This window comes from Dyella sp. 05T440, from assembly GCF_056395965.1.
The window spans coordinates 1-20766 of record NZ_JBFTKN010000013.1 but is presented as its reverse complement, the minus strand read 5'-3'; the positions used below and the strand labels follow the sequence as shown (position 1 = coordinate 20766).

General features: G+C 60.4%; 19 protein-coding genes and 1 pseudogene. 11 read left to right on the top strand and 9 right to left on the bottom strand.

Annotated features, from left to right (window positions below):
• Nucleotides 1-12 precede the first annotated feature (12 nt).
• A complete protein-coding gene (speE, locus tag AC1DE1_RS16340; RefSeq protein WP_121883865.1) occupies nt 13-867 on the bottom strand; it encodes a polyamine aminopropyltransferase in 855 nt (284 codons plus the stop codon).
• Nucleotides 868-1144: 277 nt separating this feature from the next.
• On the opposite strand from speE, the gene speA reads away from it, so the two are divergent.
• The 5 genes from speA to AC1DE1_RS16315 all read left to right on the top strand — a co-directional run bounded on the left by speA (nt 1145) and on the right by AC1DE1_RS16315 (nt 6898).
• Entirely contained in the window at nt 1145-3034 is a 1890-nt protein-coding gene (gene speA / locus AC1DE1_RS16335) for a biosynthetic arginine decarboxylase (RefSeq protein ID WP_441601703.1), read from the top strand.
• Nucleotides 3035-3182: 148 nt separating this feature from the next.
• The gene (locus AC1DE1_RS16330) at nt 3183-3968 is read left to right on the top strand and encodes a 3-hydroxybutyrate dehydrogenase (protein WP_046971977.1); all 786 of its coding nucleotides are present in this window, start codon (nt 3183-3185) and stop codon (nt 3966-3968) included.
• A gap of 105 nt (nt 3969-4073) precedes the next feature.
• Nucleotides 4074-4814 carry an acetoacetate decarboxylase gene (locus tag AC1DE1_RS16325; protein WP_477179149.1) on the top strand — a complete coding sequence of 247 codons (741 nt, stop codon included), beginning with the start codon at nt 4074-4076 and terminating at the stop codon, nt 4812-4814.
• 16 nt (nt 4815-4830) lie between these two features.
• Nucleotides 4831-6021 carry a DUF3734 domain-containing protein gene (locus AC1DE1_RS16320; RefSeq protein ID WP_441601702.1) on the top strand — a complete coding sequence of 397 codons (1191 nt, stop codon included), beginning with the start codon at nt 4831-4833 and terminating at the stop codon, nt 6019-6021.
• 16 nt (nt 6022-6037) lie between these two features.
• A complete protein-coding gene (locus AC1DE1_RS16315) occupies nt 6038-6898 on the top strand; it encodes an NAD(P)-dependent oxidoreductase (protein WP_441601701.1) in 861 nt (286 codons plus the stop codon).
• 149 nt (nt 6899-7047) lie between these two features.
• On the opposite strand, the gene AC1DE1_RS16310 is transcribed toward AC1DE1_RS16315, so the two are convergent.
• The 3 genes and pseudogenes from AC1DE1_RS16310 to AC1DE1_RS16300 form a co-directional block, all read right to left on the bottom strand.
• Nucleotides 7048-7800: an SPOR domain-containing protein gene (locus tag AC1DE1_RS16310; protein WP_441601700.1), complete on the bottom strand. Its 753-nt coding sequence runs from the start codon at nt 7798-7800 to the stop codon at nt 7048-7050.
• Nucleotides 7801-9492 carry an arginine--tRNA ligase gene (gene argS / locus AC1DE1_RS16305; RefSeq protein WP_441601699.1) on the bottom strand — a complete coding sequence of 564 codons (1692 nt, stop codon included), beginning with the start codon at nt 9490-9492 and terminating at the stop codon, nt 7801-7803.
• 522 nt (nt 9493-10014) lie between these two features.
• Nucleotides 10015-10161, bottom strand: a pseudogene (locus AC1DE1_RS16300) (JAB domain-containing protein); the annotation flags it as partial.
• Nucleotides 10162-10522: 361 nt separating this feature from the next.
• On the opposite strand from AC1DE1_RS16300, the gene AC1DE1_RS16295 reads away from it, so the two are divergent.
• The 3 genes from AC1DE1_RS16295 (at nt 10523) to AC1DE1_RS16285 (ending at nt 13115) form a co-directional block, all read left to right on the top strand.
• Nucleotides 10523-11086, top strand: a complete 564-nt coding sequence (locus AC1DE1_RS16295; protein ID WP_477179148.1) for an ImmA/IrrE family metallo-endopeptidase — start codon at nt 10523-10525, stop codon at nt 11084-11086.
• The gene (locus AC1DE1_RS16290) at nt 11083-12264 is read left to right on the top strand and encodes a nucleotidyl cyclase domain-containing protein (RefSeq protein WP_477179147.1); all 1182 of its coding nucleotides are present in this window, start codon (nt 11083-11085) and stop codon (nt 12262-12264) included. Before AC1DE1_RS16295 ends, AC1DE1_RS16290 begins: the two co-directional genes overlap by 4 nt.
• Before the next feature lie 101 nt (nt 12265-12365).
• Complete coding sequence (locus AC1DE1_RS16285) at nt 12366-13115, top strand: DUF6988 family protein (protein ID WP_477179146.1); 750 nt, start codon at nt 12366-12368, stop codon at nt 13113-13115.
• A gap of 38 nt (nt 13116-13153) precedes the next feature.
• Here the strand turns inward: AC1DE1_RS16285 and AC1DE1_RS16280 are convergent, their stop codons facing one another.
• Nucleotides 13154-13858, bottom strand: a complete 705-nt coding sequence (locus AC1DE1_RS16280) for a hypothetical protein (RefSeq protein WP_477179145.1) — start codon at nt 13856-13858, stop codon at nt 13154-13156.
• 290 nt (nt 13859-14148) lie between these two features.
• A complete protein-coding gene (locus AC1DE1_RS16275) occupies nt 14149-14871 on the bottom strand; it encodes a hypothetical protein (protein WP_477179144.1) in 723 nt (240 codons plus the stop codon).
• A gap of 485 nt (nt 14872-15356) precedes the next feature.
• Here AC1DE1_RS16275 and AC1DE1_RS16270 point away from each other — a divergent pair, with 485 nt between their 5' ends.
• The 3 genes from AC1DE1_RS16270 to AC1DE1_RS16260 are packed head-to-tail and all read left to right on the top strand — an operon-like array spanning nt 15357 to nt 17522.
• The gene (locus AC1DE1_RS16270) at nt 15357-15683 is read left to right on the top strand and encodes a hypothetical protein (protein ID WP_477179143.1); all 327 of its coding nucleotides are present in this window, start codon (nt 15357-15359) and stop codon (nt 15681-15683) included.
• Nucleotide 15684: 1 nt separating this feature from the next.
• The gene (locus tag AC1DE1_RS16265) at nt 15685-16902 is read left to right on the top strand and encodes a PfkB family carbohydrate kinase (RefSeq protein ID WP_477179142.1); all 1218 of its coding nucleotides are present in this window, start codon (nt 15685-15687) and stop codon (nt 16900-16902) included.
• Complete coding sequence (locus tag AC1DE1_RS16260; protein WP_477179141.1) at nt 16899-17522, top strand: 7-cyano-7-deazaguanine synthase; 624 nt, start codon at nt 16899-16901, stop codon at nt 17520-17522. Before AC1DE1_RS16265 ends, AC1DE1_RS16260 begins: the two co-directional genes overlap by 4 nt.
• Nucleotides 17523-18084: 562 nt before the next feature.
• Here AC1DE1_RS16260 and AC1DE1_RS16255 read toward each other — a convergent pair.
• Genes AC1DE1_RS16255 through AC1DE1_RS16245 form a run of 3 tightly spaced genes read right to left on the bottom strand, consistent with a single transcriptional unit; the run spans nt 18085 to nt 20393 of the window.
• Nucleotides 18085-18930: an 8-oxoguanine DNA glycosylase gene (locus AC1DE1_RS16255; RefSeq protein ID WP_477179140.1), complete on the bottom strand. Its 846-nt coding sequence runs from the start codon at nt 18928-18930 to the stop codon at nt 18085-18087.
• Nucleotides 18921-19607 carry a DNA adenine methylase gene (locus tag AC1DE1_RS16250; protein WP_477179139.1) on the bottom strand — a complete coding sequence of 229 codons (687 nt, stop codon included), beginning with the start codon at nt 19605-19607 and terminating at the stop codon, nt 18921-18923. Before AC1DE1_RS16250 ends, AC1DE1_RS16255 begins: the two co-directional genes overlap by 10 nt.
• A 60-nt stretch (nt 19608-19667) precedes the next feature.
• Nucleotides 19668-20393, bottom strand: coding sequence for an SseB family protein (locus tag AC1DE1_RS16245; RefSeq protein ID WP_477179138.1), 726 nt, complete (start codon nt 20391-20393; stop codon nt 19668-19670).
• Nucleotides 20394-20766 lie beyond the last annotated feature (373 nt).

Genomic DNA, 20766 nt, shown 5'->3' with positions numbered 1-20766 from the left:
AACCGGCAAAACTTACTCGCCCAGTGCTTCGCGCATGAATTCCGGCTGGGCCAGCGCCGCCTTGTGGATATCGGCGTTGTAGTAGCGGGTCGGGAAGTTCTTGCTCAGTGCGCCGCGCTCGCGGAAGCCGGCCAGATCGCCACCCTTGCGGACCATGGTGCAGCTCCACCAGCCGGTGGGGTAGCACGGCTGCGGGAACGGCAGCGTCTTCACCGCGCTGAAGCCGGCGGTACGCATGGCCGAGCGCATCGACTTGATCAGCTCCAGGTGCGCAATCGGCGATTCGGACTGCTGCACCAGGATGCCGCCGTGGCGCAGGGCCTTGTAGCAGCTGCTGTAGAAGGCCGCGTTGAACAGGCCTTCGGCCGGGCCGACCGGGTCGGTGGAGTCCACGATGATCAGGTCGAGCGATTCGGGCTCGGCTTCGGCCATGTACTTGATGCCGTCGATGAACAGCAGCTCGGCGCGCGGATCGTTGTTGGAGTCGCACAGTTCCGGGAAATACTGCTCGGCCAGGCGCGTCACGCGCTCGTCGATTTCCACCTGCACCGCGTGCTCCACTTCCTCGTGCTTGAGCACTTCACGCAGCGTGCCGCAGTCGCCGCCGCCGATGATCACCACGCGCTTGGCGCGCGCATGGGTGAACAGGGCCGGGTGCGTCATCATTTCGTGATAGAGGAAATTGTCGCGGCTGGTCAGCATCACGCAGCCGTCGATCACCATCAGGTTGCCCCAGTCGGTGGTCTGGTAGATCTCGATGGTCTGGAACGGCGTTTTCTCGGCGTGCAGCAGCTTCTCCACGCGGTAGCCGATGGAGGAGCCGGAGGCCTGGTGGGCTTCGGTGAACCAGCTGGGATGCTGCGACATGGGGATGTTCCTGACGAAAAGATGGGTTCAAAGAATCCGTAATTGTAGCCGAACGGGGTCTCTGGGGTGCCCGCAGATGCCCGGATCTTCGGCACATTGTCACAAGAGGCCGTTACAATAGCCGTCCGTACCGCCGCGCTTAGCCGCCCGCGGTACGCCAGGTCAGCCGCGGCCCCGCGGCGTGCGAGGCTTCCGGCCCGGCTGACTTTGTTTCGTCAAGGCTCGCCGCTGCGACGACATGTCCAGGGTGTTACACCCGTAAAACAAGGAGCCCTCCATGTCGAAGCACTGGAACATCGACGCTGCCCGTCATACCTACGCCGTTCCGCACTGGGGCGATGGCTATGTCGACGTCAACGAAGCCGGCCATATCGTGATGCGTCCCAAGGGCGCCACCGGCCCGGCGCTGTCGCTGCCGGTCATCGTCGATCGCGCCCGCGCCGAAGGCCTGCGCCTGCCGCTGCTCGTACGTTTTCCCGACATCCTCGCCGATCGTTTGAAGCGTTTGCAGGACGCCTTCGCCAAAGCCATCGGCGAATGGAACTACACAGGCGGCTATACGGCCGTCTATCCGATCAAGGTGAACCAGCAGCGCGGCGTCGCCGGCGAGCTGGTGGCCGCCGGCGAACACGGCTTTGGTCTGGAAGCCGGCTCCAAGCCCGAGCTGATGGCCGTGCTGGCGATGGCGCGCCCGGGCAGCATCGTGATCTGCAATGGCTACAAGGATCGCGAATACATCCGTCTCGCGCTGATCGGCCTCAAGCTCGGCCTGCGCGTGCACATCGTGATCGAAAAACTTTCCGAACTTGATCACGTGTTCACCGAAGCCAAGGCGCTCAACGTCGAGCCGCTGCTCGGCGTGCGCGTGCGACTGGCCTCCATCGGTGCCGGCAAGTGGCAGAACACCGGCGGCGACAAGGGCAAGTTCGGCCTGTCGCCCAGCCAGGTGCTGACCCTGGTGGAGCGCCTGGACCAGGCCCAGCTCAAGCACACGCTGAAGCTTCAGCACTTCCACATGGGCTCGCAGATTTCCAATGTGCGCGACATCGCCAATGGCATGCGCGAAGCCACGCGTTACTTCGTGGAATTGAAGCGCATGGGCGTGCCACTCGACATCGTCGACGTCGGTGGCGGCCTGGGCGTGGATTACGAAGGCTCGCGTTCGCGCAGCCACAACTCGATCAACTACTCGATCGAGCAGTACGCCTCCACCATCGTGCAGTCGCTGGCCGAAGCAGTGGCGGAAGAAAACCTGCCCGCGCCGCACATCATCACCGAGGCCGGCCGCGCCATGACCGCGCACCACGCCGTGATGGTGGTCAACGTGACCGAAGTGGAGCCGGTGCCCGAGGGCAATATCCCCGACGCGCACGACCACGAACCGGCCGTGCTGCGCCGCTTGCGCGAAACCTGGGCCGAGCTCGACACGCGCCCGGCGCTGGAGCTGTTCCATGAAGCCCAACATCATCTTGCCGAAGGCCAGGCCTTGTACTCGCTGGGTCAGTTGAACCTCGAACACCGCGCGCATCTGGACGATATGTACTACGCCATCGCCAATGCCGTGCGCACGCGCCTGCTGCCGGCCGAGCGCTCGCATCGACAGGCCATGGACGAACTCGACGAGAAACTGGTCGACAAGTACTTCGCCAATTTCTCGGTGTTCGAATCGGTGCCGGACATCTGGGCCATCGACCAGATCTTCCCGATCGCGCCCATCGCGCGACTGGACGAAGAGCCCACGCGTCGCGGCGTGATCGTCGATCTCACCTGCGACTCCGACGGCCGCATCGATGACTATGTCGACGCCGAAGGTGTGGACGTGAGCCTGCCGTTGCATGCCCTGAAAGAAGACGAAAGCTATCGCCTCGGCATCTTCATGGTCGGTGCCTATCAGGAGACGCTGGGCGACATCCACAACCTGTTCGGCGACACCGACGCGGTGAATGTGCGCGTCGACGGCGATTCGTATGTTTTCGCGCACAAGCGCCGAGGCGACACCACCGACCTGATGCTCGACTACGTCGGTTACGACCTGGAAGCCCTGCGTCGCAGCTACCGCGAACGTATCGCGGCGGCGGGTGTCGAAGGTGCCGCAGCGGAGCAGTTGTTTGTCACATTGAATGAAGGTCTCACCGGCTATACCTATCTGTCGGAAGGTGTGCGTTGAGGCGATAGGACCCGCTCGTCATTCCGGCCTACGCCGGAATGACGGAATAAAAGACACGCGGTCCATTCGTCTTATGGATGCACACCCCAGGCTGTGACAGCCTGACAACCGTTTCTGCTTTCCCCGTTCCCCATCGACAGGAGTGGTTATGGCAAGTCTCGACGGCAAGGTGGCACTCATCACTGGCGCGGCCAGTGGGCTGGGCAAGGCCATTGCAGAGCTTTACGCGAAGAACGGTGCGGCGGTCGCCATCGCCGACATCAACCAGCAAGCGGCCGACGCAGCGGCCAACGAGATCAATGCGGCAGGCGGCAAGGCCATCGGCATCGCGATGGACGTGACCAACGAAGACGCCGTCAACGCCGGCACCGACAAGGTGGTCGCGCAGTTTGGTCACCTGGATATCCTCATTTCCAACGCCGGCGTGCAGATCATCAATCCGATCGAGCAGTTCGCCTTCGCCGACTGGAAAAAGATGCTTGCCATCCATCTCGATGGCGGCTTCCTCACCACCAAGGCCGCGCTCAAGCACATGTACAAGGACGACCGCGGCGGCACCGTCATCTACATGGGCTCGGTGCATTCGCACGAAGCCTCCAAGCTCAAGTCCGCCTACGTCACCGCCAAGCACGGCCTGCTGGGTCTGGCGCGCACGCTGGCGAAGGAAGGCGCCGCGCACAACGTGCGCTCGCACGTGATCTGCCCCGGCTTCGTACGCACCCCGCTGGTGGAAAAGCAGATTCCCGAGCAGGCGAAAGAGCTCGGCATCAGCGAAGACGAAGTGATCAAAAACGTGATGCTCAAGGACACCGTCGACGGCGTCTTCACCACCGTGGAAGACATCGCGCAGACCGCGCTGTATCTGGCCAGCTTCCCGTCGGCCGCGCTTACGGGACAATCGATCGTGGTCAGCCACGGCTGGTACATGCAGTAATCGCGGTGATCCGCCCGGTTGTGCCGGGCGGTCGCCATCGGAGTGGGTCGATACCGCGCCACGCGCAGCAATGAGCAGCGCGTGGCCGTCTGTCCGGAGCCTTGCATGAAGATCGCCGACGTAAAAGCCAATGCTTTCGCCATGCCCTTGACCAGTCCCGCGTTTCCCGTGGGCCCCTATCGTTTCGTCAATCGCGAATTCCTGGTCATCACCTATCGCACCGACCTCGATGCCTTGCGCGCGGTGGTGCCCGAGCCGCTCGAAGTCACCGAGCCGCTGGTCAAATACGAATTCATCCGCATGCCCGATTCCACCGGCTTCGGCGACTACACCGAATCAGGCCAGGTGATCCCCGTCAGCTTCCAGGGTCAACATGGCGGCTACGTGCATTCGATGTACTTGAACGATCATCCACCCATTGCCGGCGGGCGCGAGCTATGGGGCTTTCCGAAAAAGCTGGCCAGCCCGCAGCTGGACACCGAGATCGACACCCTGGTCGGCACGCTCGATTACGGCAAGGTGCGCGTGGCCAAGGCCACCATGGGCTTCAAGCACCGCGAAGCCGATCGTCAGGCGGTGCTGGCTTCGTTGGCGGCCCCCAACTACCTGCTCAAGATCATTCCGCACGTGGACGGCACGCCGCGCATCTGCGAGCTGGTCCGCTACTTCACCACCAACGTGACGCTCAAGGGCGCATGGACCGGGCCAGGCTCGCTGGAGCTACATCCGCATGCGCTGGCGCCGGTGGCCGACCTGCCGGTGTTGAAGGTGGAGTCGGCCCTGCATTTCATCACGGACCTGACGCTCGACCTGGGCACCGTGGTACACGATTATCTGGCCGAGTGAGTCGAGGCTGATCCGTATGGACGTCCGAAAGAAATCCGCGAGCGACAAGACCGCCGCACTCAACCTGCTGCAAGAGCACCACCAGAAGTACCAGACGATCGCGCTGGTGCTGCAGGGTGGTGGCGCGCTGGGCGCCTATCAGGCCGGTGTCTACGAGGCCCTGGACCAGGCCGGCTTACATCCGAACTGGGTGGCCGGCATTTCCATCGGCGCGTTGAACGCGGCAATCATCGCCGGCAACGCACCGGAGCATCGTGTGGCGCGGCTGCGCGAGTTCTGGGAAAGCATCACCCGGCCGCAGCTGTTCCCTGCCTGGTTCACGCCGCCGATGGACCCAGCTGCATGGGAGCTTCCGTGGCAGAACGGCCTGAGTGGCCTGGCCGCACTGCGCGCATTGACGGAGGGACAGCCCGGCTTCTTCACGCCGCGCCCGTTTCCCTTGATGCCGTGGCGAGCCTCGCCTGCCTCGGCGAGCTGGTACGACACGGCGCCGTTGAAGTCCACGCTCGAACGCCTCGTCGATTTCGACCGCATCAATCACAAGACATCGATGCGCGTCTCGGTGGGCGCCGTCAACATACGAACCGGCAATTTTGCGTATTTCGACAACACCGAAGGCAACCTGCGCGTCGAGCACTTCATGGCATCCGGTGCGCTGCCGCCCGGGTTCCCGGCCATCGAAGTCGATGGCGAGTTCTACTGGGATGGCGGCATGGTCTCCAACACGCCGCTCTACAAGGTCCTGTCCGATCCGGCCTGTCGCGATTCGCTGGTTTTCCAGGTGGATCTGTGGAGCGCCCGCGGCGAGCTGCCGCGCGATCTTGCCGAAGTCACCACGCGTTCGAAGGACATCCAGTATTCCAGCCGCACGCGACTGATCACCGAATACATGGCGCAGCGGCAGCGCCAACAACGCATACTTCATGACCTGATGAAGCTGGTGCCGGAAGAGCAGCGCAACCATCTCGCCTACAAACAGGCCGAGGTCCACGCCAGTGGTGCGCTGATCAACCTGTTCCACCTGATCTACCGAAACAAGCCGTACGAAGGGCATTACAAGGATTACGAGTTCAGCGTCGACAGCATGAGGCTGCATTGGACCAGCGGCATGGACGACATGTTGTGCACGCTCGACGAACCGGAGTGGTTCGAACGACCGACGCCCGAACACCCCTTCATCACCCACGACGTACACTGCGAAGATTGAAAACCCAGGAACACTCATGAGTCTCAAGGCAGCATTCATCGGACTCGGCGCCATGGGCACGCCGATGGCCGGTCATCTCAAAGCCCACGGCCTGCTGCACGCCGTCGCCAGCCGCACGCAGGCCAATGCCGATGCCGTGGCCAAGGACCTTGGCGTGCTCGCGCCGTCGCTGGCGGAGATCGCCGCGCAGTGCGACGTGATCGCGCTATGCGTCACCGCCGATGCCGACGTACTCTCCACCGTCGACGCACTCCTGCCGCATCTGAAGAAGGGCGCCATCGTGGTGGATCACTCCACCGTGGCGCCCGATACCGCCAAGCAGGCCGCTGCCAAGCTGGCCGCCGTCGGCGCGCAATTCCTCGACGCACCGGTATCGGGCGGCGTGGAAGGAGCGAAGAACGGCAAGCTTTCCGTGATGGTCGGCGGCGATGCCGATGTGCTTGAACGCGCTCGCCCGGTACTCGAAGCGTATGCCCTGCGCGTCACCCATTTGGGCGACGTCGGCGCCGGTCAGGCCACCAAGGCCGTCAACCAGGTGCTGGTGGCAGGCATCGCCCAGGGCGTCTGCGAAGGACTCGCCCTCGCCGAGGCACTCGGTCTCGATCCCGAACGTCTGCTGCCCACGCTGGGCGCGGGCGCAGCCGGCAACTGGTTCCTCGAAAAGCGGGGCGCCACCATGCTGCGCAACGAGTTCAGCGTCGGCTTTAAGCTCGGCCTGCTGCACAAGGATCTGGGCATCGTCCGCGGCATCGCTGAAAAAGCCGGCACCAACCGCAGCGTGATCGAACGCTCGCTCGCCGACTACGCCGAGCTGATGGCGCAGGGCCACGGCGATGACGATATTTCCGGTTTGATCAGGCTCAAGCGCAAGGGCTGATCAGGGCGACTGTGGGAGCGCACCCTGTGCGCGACGGCGCTGCGTTGTATCGAGACCGTCGCGCACAGGGTGCGCTCCCACAAACATGCGCACATAAAAAAAGCCGCGCAGTGCGCGGCTTTTTTTGTGGCTGCGTTGCAAGACCGGCCTTATCTGCCTTCCTTCAGCGCAATCGCGTTGATCCCCGCCGAGGTCAGACGCTGCTTGGCCGATTCCAGCTCGGTGGCCGAATGGAACGGGCCCAGGCGCACGCGGTTATAGGTCTGGCCGTTGACGTTCACCGGCGACACGTTGGCGACGAAGCCCTGCATGGCTAGCTTGGCCTTCAGCGTTTCGGCATCGGAGGGGCTGGGGAAGGCGCCGACCTGCAGCAGGTATCCGCTGGCAGCAGGTGCAGCCGCAGCAGCAGTCGGTGCCGGCGCCGGCGCATGCACCGCCGATTCGGGCGCAGGCGTGATGGCTTCAGCCACGGCGGCCGGACCCGGCGCCGGCTTCTGCGCGGCGGCCTGAGCCTGCTGCTGCGCGGCTGCCTGTTGGGCGGCTTGCTGCTTCTGCTGCTGCTCAGCCTTGGCCTGCGCGCTGATCACCGCGTCGGGAATGCGCACTTCCTTCTCCGACAGCACCGAATAGAAGTCGTATTGCGGCTTCTTCGCGGCGGGCGCGGCATCGGTGGCCGAAGTGGATTCCGTGCCGGCCGCGCCGGCATCGCTGCCGCGCTGCGCCGTGGCCTGCGCGTTGGGTTGCGGGCCGTCGCCGGCGCGCGGCGCCATCGGCAGGTGGCCGCGCATGGCGAACATGAGCACGGCACCGATCAGGATGCCGATCACCGCCCAACCCCAGCCCGGCATGCCACCGCTGTTATTGCGGACGGCCTGTCGACCTTTGCCCTTGCGTGCTGCCATTTACATCTTCTCCGGGGCACTGAGTCCCAGCAAATCCAAACCGTTGCGTATGACCTGGCGCGTGGCGAGCACCAGCGTGATGCGCGCATTGCGCAGCTCGGCGTCGTCCACGATCCATTTGTGCTCGTGATAGTAACTGTGAAGCGAGCCGGCGAGCTCGCGCAGGTATTGCGCGATCAGGTGCGGTTCCAGATTGGCCGCCGCCGCCTCCACCACTTCGGCGTAGCGCGACAGCTCGGTGAACAGCGCCTGCTCGTGCTCGGTGTCCAGACGCGACAGCTGGGCAACGCCGGCCTTGGTGTCCACCGGCGGCAGACCGCGCTCGGCCAGCTCCTCCAGCACGCGGCAGACGCGGGCGTGGGCGTACTGGATGTAATAGACCGGATTGTCGTTGCTCTGCGAGCGGGCCAGGTCGATGTCGAACACCAGTTGCGAATCGGCCTTGCGCGCGATCAGGAAGTAGCGGGTCGCGTCGCGGCCGGCTTCTTCGATAAGGTCGCGCAGGGTGAGGTAGCTGCCGGCGCGCTTGGAGAGTTTCACCTCTTCGCCGCCGCGCATCACCGTCACCATCTGGTACAGCACGTAGTTCGGATAACCCTTGGGAATGCCGGTGTCCAGCGCCTGCAGGCCTGCCTTCACGCGCGCCAGCGAGCCGTGGTGATCGGAACCCAGCACGGTCACCGCGTTCACATAGCCGCGCTGCCACTTGGTCATGTGGTAGGCCACGTCCGGCACGAAATAGGTATAGGTGCCGTCGGACTTGCGCATCACGCGGTCCTTGTCGTCACCGTAGTCGGTGGAGCGCAACCACAGCGCGCCGCCGTCCTCGTAGGTATGGCCGTGGGCGACCAGCTCGCGCACGGTCTCCTCGACCTTGCCGTCGTTGTAGAGCGAGGACTCGAGGTAGTAGACGTCAAAGCCGACGCCGAAGGCGGCCAGGTCCAGGTTCTGCTCGCGACGCAGGTAGGCCACGGCAAAGTGACGGATCGCTTCCAGATCGTCCGGGTTCTTGGCACCGGTGACGGCATGGCCTTCCACTTCGACGGTGTCGCCGTTGAGGTAGGACTTCGCCACGTCGGCGATGTAGTCGCCGCGGTAACCGTCTTCCGGCCAGCCGGCGTCGTCTGGCGTCAGGCCGCGCACGCGCGCCTGGGTCGACACGGCCAGGTTGTGGATCTGCACGCCGGCATCGTTGTAGTAGAACTCGCGCTTTACCTTCCAGCCGGTGGCGTCGAGCACGCGCGCGATGCAGTCGCCCAGCACCGCGTTGCGGCCGTGCCCCACGTGCAGCGGGCCGGTCGGGTTGGCGGAGACGAATTCCACACCCGCCGTCACGCCCTTGCCGGTGCTGCTGCGGCCGTAGGCATTGCCCTCGGCGAGCACCTGGCCCACTTCGGCGTGGTAAGCGCCCGGTGCGAGGAAGAAGTTGATGAAGCCCGGGCCGGCAATCTCGACCTTGCCCACCAGCCCATTGGCCGGCAGCGCTGCCACCAGCTTCTCGGCCAGCTCGCGCGGTTTGGCGCGGGCAGGCTTGGCCAGCAGCATCGCCGCGTTGGCGGCAAAGTCACCATGATCGCGGCTGCGCGTACGCTCGATCACGAAGTGGGGCACTTCGAGGTCGGCGGGCAGGGTGGCCTCATTCTGCAGGGTACGAATGGCCTGCAGCAGCAGTTCGCGCAGCTGTTCTTTCACGGTAAGTGTCTGACGGCGATGGAACCCCTAATCCTATCAGACCAGGGCCGGTCGAGCCGGCCCCGGTGTCGCGCGCCGGCGTGCTGCGATGCAGTGGCGAAGTCTGTGGATAACTCTGTGGGGAATGTCTGTCCCCGCAAGAGGCATCGCAGGGTTTTCCCGACGGAAATGTCACCGTCACAAAAAATAGCAATCTAAATCATGCAGTTGCGATGCACTTCTGCGGGACTCAAGAGAATGTGAACGGAAAGTGCCGTCTCAGGCCGAATGTGCATAAGTCGCAGGACCAATCGTTCTTGCCAGCCTTATGCATTTGTCTCGATCCACGTAACGACCCTGTCATGCGGCAGCGCCACACTATCTCTCGTCCCTTAGGCACCTCCCCGCCGACGGGGGCAGGAGCACGCCGTTACTCTCCTTTCTCCCCACAAGACGGCCATACGGCGCGGATCTCCCCCCGCGCCGTTGTTTTTTTTGGGCGACAGGAAAATTCTGATCTAAGTCAGCGTGCTATCAACGCAGCTAGATCAACCCCAGCATCGCCATCGACACCGGCTCGCCGCTGCCGATCACCAGATGGTCGAGCACCCGCACGCCGACCAGCTCGAGGGCGTCCCGCAGTTGCCGCGTGATGGTGCGGTCGGCGGCGCTTGGTTCGGCTACGCCGCTGATCGAGTACAGGTTAGTTGGCAGTCCATGGACATTACCTAATTCTTGAATTATCAACCAATTACAAGGCATGACCGTGTCCATGGGCTACGGTCAAGTTGGGCGCCCCCCCAACGGATCGCATTTCGAAGCATTTCCGTGTGACTCTTAAGGCATTGAAAAGCGGGGAGTCGGGGCCTAACGGTCCGGCCTTTGTTGCCGATAACCAGGCTGTGTCAGCCCGTGCGACGACCACTTGGGATCCTGCTGACTAGGGGGGGCTGGACGAAGACCTCTCAAATCTCGCAATCTGTGCAAGGGTTGACATCTGCTATAGTTCCGCAGATGTATCTATTAGGTCTGGGCGAAGGGGGGCTGTGCAATGACTGCAGAATTGCTCCGTGAAGAGTTTGATCTCAACCTAGACTGGTCTTCCCCAGAAGCATTGAACTTGCCTCGGGTTGACGTTTCGCGGATAGCCGAAGACGTTGCCGAAATGCTCGAATATCGGCCGGGTGGTGCGTTGGAACCGATAGTCCAAAGCCTGGGCGGTCGGATCGAATACGTTGACGTGAGCGAGAATGACGCGAATTACGGTTCGATCCGTATTTCGCCGGATGGATTCCTCATATCGTTGCCGCTGGATAGCGGACCTATGAGAGACCGGTTTACGCTCGCGCATGAGATTGGGCACTACGTGTTGCACTATCTCTATCAAAACAATGTGCACGCCGCAGGGATAACCCACCTCAAGGCAAATCGCTATGGTTCAGATCAGGCAGAGTGGGAAGCCAATTGGTTTGCCGCTGCGTTCCTGATGCCTGGTGCTGCATTCCGTGCTGCTTTTGAAGAGCTTGACCAGGATCTCCTGGCGGTTTCTGACTTCTTCAAGGTTTCACAGTCAGCGGCGGCCGTTCGCGCGAAGTCGCTTCGCATTCTGGCGTGACAGAGGCGTCTCCCGCCACTTCGCCGGAAGAGGCGCTGGCGTCGCTGCGCCCGTCTTTGCAGCCGCATTTGCGGCTTTTCTTGAGTGCTGACATTGTCGGCTCGACGGCGTTTAAGCAGGGCAGCGACGAACGTGAATGGTTCGCCGTTGTTCTTCGTTTCTACCAGCTCGCCGAAGCAGAGCTGATGCGCCATTGGTCATTGGGGCAAGGGTCGCACAGCAAGGGCAAACAGATGGATTCGCTGTATGGCGATCCGCCGACCCTATGGAAGACCATTGGCGACGAAGTAACGTTCTCCAAGAAGCTCACCCACCCAGCTCAGGCGGTGACGACGCTTCATGCGTGGATCGCAACCTTAGCCGAGGTGCGTCTATTACTCCGCAAGCATCGCCTTGACGTAAAGGCCTCCGCTTGGTTGGCGGATTTCCCGCTGCGCAATCGAGAAATTGTACTTCGATATGCGGCCAGCGAAGAGCGCATCGGCGATACCGGCGACGATGAATACTTCCACTGGTGGAATGACCAACTGTTACAGAAGTTCATCGCCAACGGTGGCGTTGGCTTCATCAAAGATTACGTCGGCCCGTCGATCGACACGGGGTTCCGGTTGAGCGCAAACGCTTCGCCTCGCAAGCTTGCGATTTCTGTCGAGCTTGCCCATCTCTTGGCTGGTGAGGACGCGCGCGCAAATGATCCCATTTACAACATGGGCTCGTTCCAGCTTAAGCCATTCCTCTTCCGATACGACAATATGGCACCGCTTAAGGGCGTGCTCAGTGGTGCGCCGTACCCGACGCTTTGGCTAGATGTGCTACCCAGCGATCCGCTGCATATTGCAGAAGACGAATTGGCGGGTGTCGTTGCGCCAACCGCACTGAAAGTTAGGAAATTTGCTGAGGCGTACATACGCGCGCATCCCGCCAAACTCTGCTCGCTCTACATGCACTCTGAACTCGATCGACCTGAAGAGTACGCGTCGATTACCCAGGCGGAAGTGCAACTACTACTGAAGCGGCAGAAGTCATACGAAGCCCAAGACAAAGCGCTTTCCAGCGAGGCCAAGCAAAACGAGGCCCCGGAAGAAGGAAAGTCAGCTCTGACTACTGAGAAGATTCTGAACGAGCTGCTAGTCAGTTTGCTTGCCAAACAGGCGACCAAGGCCAAGAGTCGCAACTGACTAACTGCTCAGTGCTGGTAGCCTCACCGCAGAATGCTGGTGTCTTCAGCAATCCTTCGTAGTCCGGCGGATATTCAAGACAACTCCGTCGGTCAAGAGCTATGAGCGAGAAGGACATAACGGAGTGGGCGCGCGTCACGAGTCATTTGATTCGAGCGCACCACCAATTGCTCTCAGAGATGCGCTTTCGGGAATCGCCGCGCGAACGGCTCGCGCTGACTCTGCTATTGGCATCACTTGATCACGCTGAGTCGTCAGCCGTGCTCCTTGCAACCGATCCTTTAGCCCATGGTGTGTCTGCCGTGGCGCTATTTCGTCCGCAACTGGAGGCGTTCTGCAGAGCGGTCATGTTCTCGCAGCCTGCCGAAGTATCAGACGCGGAGATTCAAGCCTTCATCAACGACGACAAGTTGCCCAAGCGTACGAATCCGGATGGCAAACGGGTGCCTATTTGGTTTGAGGCCGTCTCGGATATTGCGTTGAAGGAAATGAACAAGCACGCGAGGGGGTGGGGAGACAGTGCGCACGAAGAGCCGCTCAAGACGTTCCTGAATTTTGATAGGAAGGAACTGCATGGCTTCATTCATGGCGGCAAGGTGCTTGTCCACATGTATCAATACGGACTCAACGGCATCGGATTTAGCCTGTCTGACAACAGTGCGCGCCAATTCATGCTGCACGTAGGGCGCCTTGCACAGCTCGCCTTCTCATTTGCCACGGACCTTCTGGCCATCGATACCAGCAAGGTTGATGTCAACCCGCTAGCCAAAACGTGGCCGGAATTCAGCCAAAAGGTTGCAGGCACGACTGTTGCTCCATTTAGGCTTGGCGCTTCTGATGAGATTACTTGAGTCTCCGGGCGCGGCAGGAGGCGCCCGATGCCGAGGCGTTAAGCGAAACTTTTCATCCACTCCAGAAGTCGCCGCCACCACGGACGCCTTTCTTCCTTTGTCGACCAATTAGGGCCGTTCTTGCGTGTGGTCGAAATCAATTCAACAGCTGACTCGGTGTATGCAATGAGTTGCTGGCAAACCGTCAAGGCATGATCCAAGCCATCATTCTCTAAAACATCCAAGGAGCTCATTCCCACCGAGATAGGTGCCGTTAGCTCTGTGATCAATCGATCAGTCAGGGCGGCCGTTTCCCTGCTGTAAGACAAGGCTAGAAGAACCTTTTCGCCGAGCTCGCCTGTAACATCGCCTGCATGCTGATCGAGCGCTCCGATGCGCGCCAATTCGCGGCTACCCACGTCTGCCTTGGTGAAGCCAAAATTGTGGCCAAGAATGCACGTCCCATGGCGACCTGTTGTGTAGTAGGTCTTGCCGGCCTGCAGAACTTCAGCGCATTTGCGAGCAACAGTAAGCAAGTTGTCGAATGGGAGCTGTAAGCGTAACGCCACCCGCCAGTTTGCTGCGAGGTCCGTCGCCAGCTTCGACTCGCGACGCTCCTCTCGGTCTGCAGCCGCAATTTCGAGTGCCTTCCTAGCTGCGGCCTCCGCTGCCCACGCTGCGCGGAAGGAGCCAATCGCGGCCAGGGTGCCAGCGATGGCGGTCGCCCAAACGACAGCCCACGCCGCTTGCTCGGCGGGGCTCAAGGAGTGCCACCAGTATGAATCGGGCATTCTCCATTCGTAGAACTTCTTAGGAAACTCGGCTAGATCTGGGTATAGGCTGGGGAGCACTTCGAGAACCCTAGGATTGAGAGCCGCGCATCTTGGTATCGAACCTTTCCGGATGCAAACGGCCCAGACCGTTCATGCGAACTGAGTTGGAGATTGACGTTGCTGTTGATTGGCCATTAGGTGCCATCGACATCCGCGATACGGCCAAGGCTGTTGCTGACGTTGCCTCACTAAAAGATGCGTGTCGGGATCCCCTAGACACATCACGTCAACCACATCGCCAAAAGCGCTCCCACGATCAGAATGACCGAGAACCAGATAGTCAGTCTGTAAGAGAGCTCTCCACGCTTGATCCGATTCCACTCAGGTTTGATTGCTAGGTTGCCCAGCAAGGTGGCATTGACGATGTGGCGCTCAATGTCGTCGTAACGCGCGAAGGTACTCGTGTAGTCGCCGAGCAGGAGCCTAATTAACGCGTCAAGCTCTCGCGTCAATTGCAATGCCGCGGGTGACGCGCGCTCAAGGCGATCAACGAACTGAGGATTGGCCTTCTCAAGGTACAGTAGGTCAGCATACTTCGGCGGTTCGGTCGAGAGCAGCTCCCAGCAATGTGCTGTCGTGCCCTCCGACAGACCCAACTTATCTTTGCTCAGTAGGACGCGCCCAGTTTCTGCGAAGTTGAGATGCAGAAGCACCGTTCGGTAGCTCAATCGCAATGCCTTCCAATGGTCTTTTAGGTCCTTCTCCAGCAGAGACTTATCCTCGTCCGACAAAGGACTGCCGCTCTGGTGAACCATGCGAATCTTGATACGTCCAGCGATGACGTGTGCTTCTGCCAAGCACTCGGCTAACGCAAGACGGAACGATGCAATCCACTCCTTGCGGAAGTCCGAAATCTTGCTCTCTTTGTCCGCGACCAACTTGGCAGCCGCAAGTGCGCCGGCGACGATGGCCGCCGCCAGTGCCATCTTGTCCTTGATCTCCATCTTTTCCCCCAGTGGAAATTGATAGTCCCCTTGCTCGACCCACTGTGACCCGCGCCATGATGCTTCGCAGAGTCGTCGGAGTTGGGACCTAGCCTGGGCTTTTGCTCCAGCAACCCAAACTGTCATAGGGTATCGGCAGAACGGGTTGGTGCTTGAGTGGGTCAATGATATCGGCAGGCCGGGCTGACCGGCTGCGTCAGCGTATTCCTACAACTGAAGTGATATTGAGGCGGCGGGTTCATAAGAGGCGCAATGACCCATTGCCGCGTTGCCGCGTTGCCGCGTTGCTCGTCATCAGAAGATTGCGACAGCCACAGGGGCTTCTGTCTCTCTTCCCGAGTGCCATGTCTGTCATACGGCAGCCGAGCAAGGCTGTGCGGGACGGGCGCGAACGAAAGTTTTGGTAGTGGACGAGATGGGGGTTACACGTTTGGGGGCGCAGAGGAGTTATGCGTCACCACTGCTTTCAACCAAGGGGATGGGTTATGTCGGGTTCGGGTGGTAGTGGATATGGCGGTGGATTTGGCCAGGGCGTGGATAGTTGCGAAAGTCTCGTCATTCACACGCAGCTTAGTTCGCCCGTTGCGCAGGTTGTAGGGCAGCTTCAAGTTGATGATGTCTTGGCAGTGCGCAGTAGGCCTGGGCAAGGCGTGACGCTGGTGGAGGCGGTATTTCAAGGCCAGGTGGCCGGCGGCATTGCTGCTCCACAGATTCACCGCCTCATGCAGTGCCTAACTGATGGCTATAAGTATCAAGCGACCGTAACGGCGATCAGCGGTGGACAGGTGAAAATCCGAGTCCAGGTGGTCTGACATGATCGTTGTGACGGGGGGGATTTATCGGGAGTTCTGTACCCGTCCTCGTTGGGACGAATACTTTGGTTCCGCAGGACGCGCAGCAGCTGCAATAGCTACCCTTGGTGGCGAAGTTGAATTGGTCGGATACGTCGACGAAGCGGCCAAAGCAGCCATTGGGGTTCGCACGCATTTTCTCGGGTCGCATGCGCGTTTCATTGCCCATGGCGTTGGTGAAGTGGCGGGCTTCCACTATGCACACGGGCTTCAGACGCCCACGATCCATCGTCCTGAGGAAGCGTATGACCCTATCGAGATCAACGCGACGCACGTCGTGAGCTTCGGCATGCTGATGGGTGAGGCGATCGTCACCTGCGATTACGCCGTCTATGACCCCCAGAATGTAGATGATCCGCGCCTTTTCTCTGGCAACGGTTCGACGGCGAAGCACTTAGCTCTCGTGCTGAACCTTCATGAGGCGAGGTCGTTGCTCCGTGCGCTGGGTACCACCCCCGACGAGATGGCTGCGAAACTTGCCGACGAGGCGGGCGCCGAGGTTGTCATCATCAAGCAGGGGCCGTTGGGTGCCCTTGTCTACGACAATGGCAAGGTCAGCCATGTGCCGGCCTACCGCACGCAGCGTGTATGGAAAATTGGATCGGGCGATCAGTTCGTGGCCCACTTCGCGTACGCGTGGATGGAAGAGCGACGGTCGGCTCACGAAGCCGCTGAGCGTGCCTCACGCGCCACGGCGCTTTACTGCAATGGCGAGACCGGCGTCTTTCCGACGCGAGAACAGCTGGACGCCTCTTCCCTGGTGCCCATCCAGATTGGCCGTTACCGAGAGGGTTATCGCGCCTGTGTCTACCTTGCCGGGCCGTTCTTCACGTTGGGGCAATTGTGGGTCGTTGAAGAAGCGAAGGCTGCACTGGAGGGCATGGGCTTCAGAGTGTTGTCCCCTTATCACGATGTCGGCCACGGTTCGGCGGACGATGTTGTGGGTAAGGATTTAGAGTTTCTCCGCCAGTGCGATGTGGTCTTGGCTATAGGCGACGGCATGGATCCTGGCACCATCTTTGAGGTGGGTTATGCGCGAGCGCTCGACAAGCCCGTGATCTTCTACGCGGAGAATGAGCCGGGGGAAGACCGCAAGATGATCGAAGGCTCACAATGCCTGATCTCGGATGATTTTGTCAGTGCGATTTACCTGACCGCCTGGGAGGCTGCAGGGGTATGAAGACGGCGTTGCTTCTTTCCGGCGGTATGGACTCCAGTGCATTGGCATGGTGGCTGCGTCCGGATATAGCCATCACCATCGACTACGGACAGCTGGCCGCCCAGGCTGAGGCCAATGCCGCCGCTGCCATCTGCGAGCTTCTTCAGATCCCACATATTCTTGTGCGTGTAGACTGCAGCGCACTTGGCTCCGGCGACATGGCGGGCGAGACGCCGGATCCCCATGCCCCCTCGACGGATTGGTGGCCTTACAGGAATCAGATGCTCATCACCTTCGCAGGTATGAAGGCTATTGCGATGGGTGCCTCGCGCCTTGTGATCGGTACCGTAGCTAGTGATGGTACGCACGCGGATGGGAGGCCACGCTTCTTCGAGCTCATCAATGAGCTTATGGTGTTTCAAGAAGGTCAGCTTACGGTGGAGGCTCCAGCCATCGCCATGACAACGGCCGAACTCGTGCGTCAGAGTGGAATCCCATCCAGTGCTCTTGCTTGGGCACACAGCTGCCATAAAGCGAACGTGTCATGCGGGCAATGCCGCGGCTGCAACAAGTACTTTGAGGTATACGATGAGCTGGGATTCGACCTTGAACGCGTTCATTCCACCATCGCCGCGAGCTGAGCCTCTGCGATATGCAGAGTACGTGTGGCCTATCGAAGCAAGTCGTTCCTTACCGACACCATCGAATACGCATTCATGGGCTGAGATCCTGGCGGCTAGGGAGAGTCGTCGCACCTTTGGCCCCCTTTCAGAAGCGTTGTTATCGGAGTTCCTTTGGCACCTGGCTGCCTGCAAGCGTAGTGCCGATTCTCCCATGGGGTTTCCCATCGAGAGGAGGGGCGTACCGTCTGCGGGAGCGATTCATCCGATTCACGTTCTAGTGGGCGACCCGCGTAGCGGTCGACTCGACCGCTACGACGGGCGAAGTCATGCTCTCGAGCGTCTGGCGATATCCATTCCACAGGCGCTCCTGAATGCCAGTACTAACTTGATGTCACCCCAAGAGGGAGCGCTTCTGCTGTTTGCTGCCGAGCCCGGGAAGACGGCGGCCAAGTACGAACACAGCGGCAGTCTGGTGTGGCGTGACGCCGGCGTACTTCAAGGTGGGTGCGCCCTGGTCGCGGAGGCAATGGGTCTCAATTTCTGCCTTTTGGGGATGACGGGCGAGCCCTGGGTCTCGTCTTTATCCGAGAAGGGTGAGTTGTGCGGCGTCGGAATTGCGCTTGTGGGCTCTCGCCCGTGATGGCATCACCTTGGCCGTGCGCAGTTCGCTCGGCAGGCGCTCGACAATGGTCTGAACCACGCTTGGCGAAGACATCATGTCGTGCCAAATGACCGCATCCAGTTCAGAGGCCATCACTCCGAGCCCTTCGCTAAAGGCCAGAAACTGCGCCTCCAGCGCGAGATAGTCACGCTCGACGGTGAGTGCAGAATCAAAAAAGCCGGCAAAGATGCCCGCCCGAAGGAGATGGATATCAAGGATTGCTACGTCATTCGCCTCCAGCCAATTGCGGGCTATCCAAGATGCGGTCTTGTATCCCACACCGGGACACGCCAGGAGCCAGTCACGAAGCGCGCGCCCCGACTGAATCGGAGCCGGTTCGGTGTCAAGGCGGCTCAGTGAGGCATGGAGGTACCGGGCCTTCTGCTTGGCAAAGCGATACAGGACGGTGCGCCCGTCGATTGTCAAAGGCTCCGATAGCCAAGCAGTGAGCGCCTCCAATGGCGGTGCGGCTCCATCGAAAGCGCCTTTGCGTCGCAGCTGTTCGTACGCTGCAACACCCACATTGGCAGGAATGCCATGTCCGCCGAGCAGGCACGCGGCAAGCTCCTGACGAAGCGTTGCCCCCAAACGGTAACGGATTGTCGATCCCGTCAGGCGGCGTGCGATGACCTGGTAGGCCCAATAGGCGGGAGTGGGGAAGGCATACACCTCTCCCCATCGGACGTTTCGAATGACTTCAGCATCAGGATCCGGTAGCTCGACGCTAATTGCCAGGGATCCCACCGTGACTGAGGCTAGTTGCATAGGGCCTCCTTGAACTCGTCGCTGAAGGATGTCGCCATCCACTGAATCAGGTCTACGCGCTCATACTTGTCCATGGCGTGAAGACGCCGGTGGAGAGTTTGGCGTCGACGCTGATTGTCCTGTCGCTCCCTGAAGCTTTCACCCAAGTAACGACTGTCGTGCAGGGCGTCGGGGACGGGGAAGTTCATCCATACGGTTTCTTCCCGTACGTCGGCGTGCGTCTTAGCCATGAATGTTTGCGTGCGCCAATGGGCTAAGTGCATCTCATAGAGCGGATTGGCGTACCCAGAGACCATGACCATGCAGGGCAATTGAGTCAGAACGCCAAGAAGCCTTTTGTGATCAGCATCTGTGTATTCGTAACGATACAGGCGGCCACCGCGACGAGTCTCCTGTAGATAGGGAGGATCGCAATAGATGAGTTCCGTACCCGAGAACGGAAATGCTTCAAGATAGGTAACGGCATCGCCAGCCACCAATTCGATGTGGTCTGGTGTGTTTCCGTGCAAGCGCGACAGTACTTCCGGGTCACGCTCAATGCCAATATTTCGAACGGCAGCTTTCTTGTGGCGCATAACCGCACCACCACCAAGATGGGACTCGATGTAGGTACTGTGCTTTGGCATCAGATTGATCAGATGCTGGTAGCACTTTCCTTTCCCACCTGGATATTTCATGGGCGAATCATCGGCAAAAATGCCGATGATGTCAAATGCTATCCGACTAACGACTGCGCCTTAGATGAAAGAGGAATCAACGCGGCCCTCTCCGCTGAGCCGCTCGTAGAACAGATAGCCCGCGCGACATATCTCTGGCATTGCCTCCGCGGGCGCGCGAAACGTGATCAATACTGGCAGTGGGCTGATGGACTGCTCAGCTTGCAAGAGCTGCGCGCAGCCCCTGGCGATACGTTCAGCCTGTCGCGGGTCACCAACGATCACGGCCAAGAGGGAGGCATCCTCAAAACGAACCCCTCGACGAATCTCAATGAGGTAGGCGGCTTGGACGTCTTGTTCGGCTTCAAGGCGTTTGCGTAGGAGCGATACAAGTCGGTCCACAGGCCTCGATGGAGGGCTGGCCTGTACGGTGTCATCCTCTTCCAGGTGCTCAAGCGAAAATGTACCGATGCGTTCCCCTGTAAGCAGGGCGCGGATCTCCTCCGGATAAATGGCCATATGAGCGTCATTGGGATCCAGCATGAGCGTCGCGCCGAGTGTCAGTCCAAACAGCTCCCGCCCCGCCATGGCAACAATGCCTACGCGACCATCGGCCGCGATCTGCGCTCTCAATAAATCACTGAAAAACGGCAAGACAGGGCGGCCGGTGTCAGGGTGCGTGAACTGAATGAATTGCATCCTCCCCTTCGGCGGGGCGAGGGCGGGGACATGGGCATAGACCGTAGCGTCCAGTAGGGCTCGTAGAAACGCCTCTTCGCGACCAGGATCCATGCGAGCCTGTGCCATCAATTCTTGCAACTCCCTGGCGGACGTGGCTGATCTGCGCATAGTCACCTCAACTGGTGGCCCTGAGCGCGTTGCGTAAATAGCAATGCGCGATGATACATATATATATCATGCGGGCATCCAGCTTGAGGTGAATCTGCCGGGAGGTGGCCCACTGAACACCCCGCTGGTACTGACCATGGGTGTCAGGGGCGCTTACGGCTATATTCTGGAAAGGTCCGCTATCGACCGATGGTGTTGAAAAAGTCGTCATTTCGCCAGTGGCTCGTCGGTCCGATGATGAGTTGGTCGGTTCCCAAGTGAAGAATCGACAGGCAAACGCTCTGGCTCTGTCATGCGGGGACCACATCGATCCCTTTGGTCACCTTCGGCA